Origin of the sequence: Streptomyces sp. NPDC058678 (assembly GCF_042714835.1) — a bacterium.
In the GTDB taxonomy this organism is placed as follows: domain Bacteria; phylum Actinomycetota; class Actinomycetes; order Streptomycetales; family Streptomycetaceae; genus Streptomyces.
Genome location: NZ_JBHXSG010000070.1, coordinates 37764 through 45009 on the forward strand (window position 1 = coordinate 37764; position 7246 = coordinate 45009).

Annotated in this window: 7 protein-coding genes; 6 read left to right on the plus strand and 1 reads right to left on the minus strand. The window is 69.8% G+C overall.

Translation table 11 applies throughout. The features are described from left to right. Window positions 1-53 precede the first annotated feature (53 nt). The 5 genes from ACFWWR_RS40245 to ACFWWR_RS40265 all read left to right on the plus strand — a co-directional run bounded on the left by ACFWWR_RS40245 (window position 54) and on the right by ACFWWR_RS40265 (window position 4239). Complete coding sequence (locus tag ACFWWR_RS40245) at window positions 54-989, plus strand: metal ABC transporter solute-binding protein, Zn/Mn family (protein WP_384308812.1); 936 nt, start codon at window positions 54-56, stop codon at window positions 987-989. Window positions 990-1048: 59 nt separating this feature from the next. Continuing rightward, on the plus strand, window positions 1049-1855 hold the full coding sequence (locus ACFWWR_RS40250; RefSeq protein WP_384308825.1) for a metal ABC transporter ATP-binding protein: 807 nt from the start codon (window positions 1049-1051) through the stop codon (window positions 1853-1855). Beyond that, window positions 1852-2733: a metal ABC transporter permease gene (locus tag ACFWWR_RS40255; protein ID WP_384308815.1), complete on the plus strand. Its 882-nt coding sequence runs from the start codon at window positions 1852-1854 to the stop codon at window positions 2731-2733. Before ACFWWR_RS40250 ends, ACFWWR_RS40255 begins: the two co-directional genes overlap by 4 nt. Before the next feature lie 285 nt (window positions 2734-3018). Beyond that, entirely contained in the window at window positions 3019-3591 is a 573-nt protein-coding gene (locus tag ACFWWR_RS40260; protein ID WP_384308817.1) for a DM13 domain-containing protein, read from the plus strand. A gap of 294 nt (window positions 3592-3885) precedes the next feature. Further along, window positions 3886-4239: a hypothetical protein gene (locus ACFWWR_RS40265; protein WP_383874794.1), complete on the plus strand. Its 354-nt coding sequence runs from the start codon at window positions 3886-3888 to the stop codon at window positions 4237-4239. An 80-nt stretch (window positions 4240-4319) separates the two neighbouring features. Here the strand turns inward: ACFWWR_RS40265 and ACFWWR_RS40270 are convergent, their stop codons facing one another. After that, window positions 4320-5564 carry an ROK family protein gene (locus ACFWWR_RS40270; RefSeq protein ID WP_384308820.1) on the minus strand — a complete coding sequence of 415 codons (1245 nt, stop codon included), beginning with the start codon at window positions 5562-5564 and terminating at the stop codon, window positions 4320-4322. 298 nt (window positions 5565-5862) lie between these two features. Here ACFWWR_RS40270 and ACFWWR_RS40275 point away from each other — a divergent pair, with 298 nt between their 5' ends. Next, window positions 5863-7242 carry an extracellular solute-binding protein gene (locus tag ACFWWR_RS40275; RefSeq protein WP_383874797.1) on the plus strand — a complete coding sequence of 460 codons (1380 nt, stop codon included), beginning with the start codon at window positions 5863-5865 and terminating at the stop codon, window positions 7240-7242. Window positions 7243-7246 lie beyond the last annotated feature (4 nt).

The following is a 7246-nucleotide window of genomic DNA, read 5'->3' on the forward strand; positions in this document are numbered from 1 at the left end:
CTGACCAGCTCCCGGGAACATCCCTGTTCTCACCCGTTCGTGGAGGACCACCCATGCCCATGCCCCCGTCCCGGCGCCTCGCCCTGATCACCGGCGCCTCTCTGGCCCTCCTGGCAGGCTGCGGCAGCTCGTCGGACTCCGGCAGCGACGGGAACGCCTCCCAGAGCCCGGCCTCCTCGTCCATGATCCCGGTGGTCGCATCGACGAACGTCTACGGCGACATCGTCGAGCAGATAGGCGGCGCGAAGGTCGACGTCACGTCGGTCATCAGCGACCCCGACCAGGACCCGCACTCCTACGAGGCCAACACGCAGAACCAGCTGGCACTGTCCAAGGCGAAGGTCGTCGTCAAGAACGGCGGCGGCTACGACGACTTCATCGACCGCATGCTGAAGAGCAGCGGCTCCTCCGCCGAAGTGATCAACGCCGTCAAGGTCTCCGGGAAGTCCGCGCCCAAGGGCGGAGAGCTCAACGAGCACGTCTGGTACGACTTCCCCACCGTGCGCAAGATCGCCGACAGCGTGGCCGCCGCCCTGGGCAAGGCCGACCCCGGCAGCGCTGCCGCCTTCACCAAGAACGCCGAGACCTTCAAGGCGAAGCTCCAGCCGCTGGAGACCAAGGAAGCCCAGATCAAGAAGGACCACGGCGGCGAGGCGGTCGCCATCACCGAGCCCGTGCCGCTTTACATGATCGACGCGAGCGGTCTGGTGAACAAGACGCCCGCGGAGTTCAGCGAGGCCATCGAGGAGGGCGACGACGTCTCGCCCAAGATCCTGCAGGCGACGCTGGCTCAGTTCACGGACAAGCAGGTCAAGGCCCTGGTCTACAACGAGCAGACCTCCGGCCCGCAGACCGAGAAGGCGGAGGCCGCGGCCAAGGCGGCCGGAATCCCCGTCGTGCCGGTGACCGAGACCCTGCCGCAGGGCAAGGACTACCTCGGCTGGATGACCGCCAACGTCGACGCGCTCGCGAGCGCGCTGGACAAGTGAGGCAGCCGGGCGCGGCCTCCGTACCCCGGGCCCGCGAGGGCGGGGCAGACACCGGCGCGGTGATCAGTCTGCGTGGGGCGGCCGTGTCCTACGGCGAGCGCGAGGTGTGGCAGGGCCTCGACCTGGACGTACGGCCCGGGGAATTCGTGGCCGTCCTCGGGCCGAACGGCTCGGGCAAAACCAGCTTCGTACGGGCCCTGTTGGGCCGGCAGCCCCTGTCCGCCGGAACGCTCTCCGTCCTCGGCCGCCCCCCGCGCGAGGCGCGTCGGCACCTCGGTTACGTCCCCCAGCAGGCGGAACTCTCCGCCCAGGCCATGCTGCGCGCCCGCGACCTCGTTCGCTTCGGGATCGACGGGCACCGCTTCGGACCACGGCTGCGCACAGCCGCCGTCCGCCGTCGGGTGGACGAGATCCTGGAGTCGGTCGGGGCCTCGGCGTACGCCGACGTCCCCCTCGGCCTGTTGTCCGGAGGTGAACGGCAGCGTGTGCGCATCGGACAGGCTCTGGCGACCGACCCGCGGATCCTGCTGTGCGACGAACCGCTGCTCTCCCTCGACCTGAACCACCAACGGGCCGTCACCGAACTCGTGGACGCCCGCCGCCGCTCCCACGACACCGCGGTGATCTTCGTGACCCACGAGATCAACCCGGTCCTCGGCCTGGTCGACCGGGTGCTGTACCTGGCACCGGGCGGTCACCGGGTCGGCCCACCGGAGGAGGTGCTGACATCCGATTCGCTGACGCGGCTGTACGGCACGCGGGTCGACGTCGTCCGCGTCCAGGGCCGCGTCGTGGTCGTCGGAGCCCCCGACGAGACGGCCGCGCCACCGCACCACCCCCATGAGACCGAGGAACCCCGCACATGACGCTCGCCGACGGAGTCTGGCACCAGATCTTCAGCTTCGAGAACTACGGCGAACTCCTGGCGCTGGTACGCAACTCCCTCATCGCCGGCGCCGCGCTCGGCCTCGTCGGCGGCCTGGCCGGGGTCTTCGTCATCATGCGCGACCTGCCCTTCGCGGTGCACGGCATCAGCGAACTGTCCTTCGCGGGCGCGTCGGCGGCACTGCTGCTGGGGGTGAACATCGCGGGAGGCTCCATCGTCGGCTCGCTCCTGGCGGCGGGCGTGATCGGCGTCCTGGGTGCGCGCGCCCGCGACCGCAACTCGGTGATCGGCATCATCATGCCGTTCGGCCTCGGCCTCGGCGTGCTCTTCCTCGCCCTCTACAAGGGCCGGGCGGCCAACAAGTTCGGCCTCCTGACCGGCCAGATCGTCGCCGTCGACACCCCGCAGATGACGTGGCTGCTCGGCACTTCCGCCGTTGTCCTTCTCGCCCTGGCGATCATGTGGCGGCCGCTCACCTTCGCCAGCGCCGACCCGGACGTCGCCGAGGCACGCGGCGTACCCGTGCGCGCCCTGTCCTTCGCCTTCATGATCGTGCTCGGTCTCGCGGTCGCCCTGTCGGTGCAGATCGTCGGCGCACTGCTCGTCCTCAGCCTCCTCGTCACCCCCGCCGCGGCCGCCGCCCGCGTCACCGCCTCGCCGGTACTGCTGCCACTGCTCAGCGTCGTCTTCGCCGTGCTCTCGATCGAGGGCGGCATCCTGCTCGCGCTGGGCGGCAGCATCCCCATCAGCCCCTACGTCACGACGATCTCCTTCACGATCTACGCCGTCTGCCGCCTGGCCGGCAGCTACCGCACCCAGCGCTGGGGAGCCAGTCGAACGGCACCGCGGGCCGCCTGACGGACGTCGCGCGCGGGTCGCCGTACAGGGCCTGGTCCTCGTAGCGGGTGACGATCCAGCGCGTGCTGCCGTCCCGCAGCCGGATCTCGGAGCCCGGGCTTCTCGGCGTGCGGTCTCATCATCGAACCGACAACTCCCCGTCAGTCGGCTGACGAGAGATCGATTGGCCGGATCACGCAGCCGGACGACGTAAGGCTTCCGTCATCTTTGCGGGGTTACGGGGCGGACGTCCTCTTGCGTTGAATGGGGCAGAGATCAGACGAACTCTCAAGGGGTGAGGCGGGGATGGGGCGCGTGCGGAAGGTACTGACCGGGCGGTTGGCCGTCGGGGCACTGGTGATGGCGATCGCCGTGGCCGGCTTCGGGCTGTACTGGTTCCAGCCGTGGAAGCTGTGGCAGGACGAGACCGTCGACGAGGCTCTGCCCGGGGTCGTGGAGACCTCCGCGCCTCCTGCGGCGGCGCCCTCGGGAGAGCCCTCCGAGGCGCCTTCCCCGGCCGCTCGGCCGCAGGCTCTGGCGAGCGGTGAGCTGATCAGCCATGAGCACGCGACGTCGGGCAGTGTGAAGCTCGTACGGCTGGCCGACGGCTCCCACGTCGTCCGGCTGGAGAACCTCGACACCAGCAACGGGCCTGACCTGCGGGTGTGGTTGACCGACGCACCGGTGAAGGCGGGGAAGGCGGGCTGGCACCTCTTCGACGACGGGGAGTACGTGAGTCTCGGCAGACTCAAGGGCAACAAGGGAAGCCAGAACTACACCCTGCCCGATGACATCGACCCCGCCCGCTACACCAGCGTCAGCATCTGGTGCGACCGCTTCGACGTGTCCTTCGGTGCCGCCGAACTCGCCCGCGCCTGACACCGGGGGACGGTGGGAGGCGATCCCGAGTGTCAGAAGAGAGACGCCGGATCCGCCGCCATCCGTGCGGCACTCAAGGCCGCCAAGGACGCGGGCGAGCACTTCGTCACCGTCCTCGGGCATCCGGCCCACTACCCGCGATTCGGCAACCCGCCGTGCGGGGGTGCCAGGCTCCCGCACGGTCCGCCTGCCAGGTCGCCCGAAAAACGCCCATGCGGTCTGGATGGACCGGACCCGGAGTCCTACTGTGCGGGTTCTGCATGAAGGAACCACGATTCCGCAGAGGGGGACCTGTTGAACGACTTCCGTTCCGAGGCCGAGAAGATCTACGAGACCACCCGTGACACCGACACTCGTGGCATCATCGCCGCGGTTCTGCACCTGGCCGACACCATGAACCCGGCGGCCGCCGGATACGCACATCCGGTACCGGAACGCGCCGCGTGGCAGGGCGCGGCGCTGTCCTACCTCCTGGGCAAGCCCACGCGGCGGAAGACCGCCGACCGCATCGCTTCATGGCTGACCGCCCAAGGATTCGAAGTCGACGCCTGGACCGTCAACCAGGGCATGTGGCAGCTCGTTGCCGACGGCAGGGTCGCGGCCGACGCCTCCGGCATGGAACCGGTGTTCGCCGCCGTTCGCGACTGATCCGCAGCCCCGCCGGGCGGTACGGGGGCGGGTCGACACGACACGGTTTCTGCTGCCGGCCAGGGCGCGCCCCCCTGGCCCTACCCGGCCACGTCGGTCAGCATCCGCCATCCCGGCGCGTAGTTGCCGTGCAACACGAGAGAAGCGGCGCCGACCGCGCCCACCGTGTCGCCGATCACGCTCTGTTCGACGGCGATCGCGCGGATCGTACGGGCCACGGATGTGCGGTTGACGGCGGCCTCGATCTCCTCACGCATGATCGGCTCGATGCCGCGCAGGGCCTCGCCGCCGAGCACGATGCGGCCGACGTCGAGCAGGCTGGCGGCGCCCCGTGCCGCCTGGCCGATCTGGCGGGCGGCGCGGCGTACGACGTCGCAGGCATCCGGGTCACCGGCGCGGGCGGCGCGGCGCAGGGCTTTCCAGTCGTCGTGCACCGAGTCGGACGTGCCGGTCAGGCCGATGCGGTCGGCGGCGGCCCGCCCATGGCGGCGCAGCAGGTCGTCGATGATCGCGGGCGGGCTGCAGTACGGGCCCAGGCAGTCGGTGGCGCCGCAGTGGCAGACGCGGTCGCCGGGTTCGACGGCCATGTGGCCGAACTCGCCGGCGTTGCCCGAATCGCCGTGCAGCACGGTGTCGTTGAGGACGATGCCGGCCCCGATGCCGGTGCCCAGGTAGATGAAGAGGAAGCTGCCCGCCCGGTCCGCGCCGCCGATCCAGCGCTCGCCGATCGCGGCGGCGGTGGCGTCGTTGTCGAGGGCGACGGGCAGGCCGGTGGCCTCGACGAACATCTCCGTCAGGGGGACCCGCCCCCAGCCGGGGAAGTTCGGCGGGGACACCACGGCGCCGGAGGTGCCGTCGACCGGCCCGGGGGCGGCGACGCCCAGGCCGAGCAGACGGGCGCGGTCCACGCCGCTTCGGTCCACGAGCCGCTGGGCCGCGCGCGCGACCCGGTCCACGACGTCGGCGGGGTCGCCGGGGTCGGTGAGACGCAGCCGGCGGGTGCCGATCACGTCACCGGCCAGGTCGACCACCACGATCACCGCGGCCTCGGGGTCGAGGTGGACGCCGACAGCGCAGGCCCCGTCGGCGCGGAGGGACAGCAGGGTGCGGCGCTTTCCGCCGCTCGAGGGGGCCTGGCCCGACTCCGCCACCAGGCCGGCGTCAAGCAGTTTGCGGACGACGTTCGAAACGGTCTGGTTGGTCAGGCCGGTGAGCACGGCCAGCTCGACCCGGCTCACCTGGCCCCTGGTACGGATGGCGTCCAGGACGACGGCCTGGTTGTAGCCGCCGACCCGCGGCAGATTCGTACCGCTGAGCGTCGTCACCTGTCGGTCACCTGAACCCCTCACATCAGCCCTGGCCCGGGGGCCGCCCCTTGTGGCCGCGAGTGCCCGCGCCCTCACGCCCGACCGGGAACGGTCTTTCCACGGGCGCCCCAGGGCGAAAGTTTACAGGTTGGAAGCATTGACTTAATCCATCAATTGGATTTAGCTGACGCCACGAAAATCGGCCACACAGGCCAGACAGCGCAAGGTGGCGCCCAGCTCGGGGCGCTGCCCGGCCTGGCCTTCTTGGCCGGAACTCGCGGCTTCCCCTCAGGTTTCGCGTCCCGGAGGAACCACTGTGCGCTCAAGACTCATCACCGCCGCGGCCCTCACCGCCGCCACCTCTCTGGCCCTCGCCGGCTGCGGTTCGGGCTCCTCAGGCAGCTCGGCCAAATCGATCAAGGTCGTCTACTGGCAGAACCTCGACAGCACGAACAAGCTCCAGGCCAACTACCTCGCCTCGATGGTCAAGGAATTCACCGCGGCCAACCCGGGCACCAAGGTCAACCTGGTGCCGGTGACCGCCTCCGAGAACGACTACTACACGAAGATCCAGCTCATGATGCGCTCCCCCGCGACCGCTCCCGACCTGGTCTACGAGGACACCGCACTGATCAACTCCGACATCGCGGGCGGTTACCTCAAGCCCCTCGACGCGTACACCGCGAAGTGGGCCGGCTGGTCGCAGTACGCCGCCGCGGCCAAGGGCGCGGTGAGCGGCGCCTCCGACGGCAAGGTCTACGGCGTCCCGATCGACACCGACACCCGGGGGATCTGGTACAACAAGCAGCTCTTCCAGAAGGCCGGGATCCCCGTGCCCTGGCAGCCGAAGACCTGGGCCGACGTCCTGAGCGCCGCGAGGACGGTCAAGGACAAGCTCCCCGGTGTCACCCCGATGAACCTGTACACCGGCGCGGCGGGCGGCGAGGCGTCCTCCATGCAGGGCTTCGAGATGCTCCTGTACGGCACCCCGGCCGGCGACAAGTCCCTCTACGACGCCTCGCAGAAGAAGTGGGTCGTGGGCAGCAAGGGCTTCAAGGACGCGCTAGACTTCGTACACACCGTCTACAGCCAAGGGCTCGGCCCGGCCAAGGAGCAGGCGCTCGGCGCCAACTTCGGCACCACCGTGGGCACGGAGCTGATCCCCGAGGGCAAGCTGGCGATGGACATCGACGGCTCCTGGATGCCCAACAACTGGAGTTCCTCCAGCGCCAAGCCGTGGCCACAGTGGCAGTCCACGATGGGTACCGCGGCCATGCCCACCCAGAACGGCCAGGCGCCCGGCCGGACCAGCATGTCCGGCGGCTGGGCCTGGTCGGTCCCGGCCAAGGCCAAGAACCCTGACCTGGCCTGGAAGTTCCTGTCGACCTCCCTCGCTACGAAGACCAACAACGCGAAGTGGAACGCGCTCAACGCGAACATCGCGGTACGCACGGACGTCGCGGCCGACCCGACGTACCTGAAGTCGGTGCCCACCAACAAGTTCTTCACCGAGCTGGTGGCCGACACCCACTACCGGCCCGGCCTGCCCGCCTACAACCAGGTCTCGACCGCGATCCAGAAGGCCATGGAGTCCGTGACCACCGGTCAGTCCTCGGTCGACAAGGCCGCCGAGACGTTCGACAACGATGTCAGGTCCGCGGTGGGTGACGACAAGACCGTCGAGGGAACCTCGTGACGGC

Bases quoted from the DNA above. Each gene is read 5' to 3' on its own strand.
- ACFWWR_RS40245 (WP_384308812.1), top strand. From the start codon at position 54: ATGCCCATGCCCCCGTCCCGGCGCCTCGCCCTGATCACCGGCGCCTCT.
- ACFWWR_RS40260 (WP_384308817.1), top strand. From the start codon at position 3,019: ATGGGGCGCGTGCGGAAGGTACTGACCGGGCGGTTGGCCGTCGGGGCA.
- ACFWWR_RS40255 (WP_384308815.1), top strand. From the start codon at position 1,852: ATGACGCTCGCCGACGGAGTCTGGCACCAGATCTTCAGCTTCGAGAAC.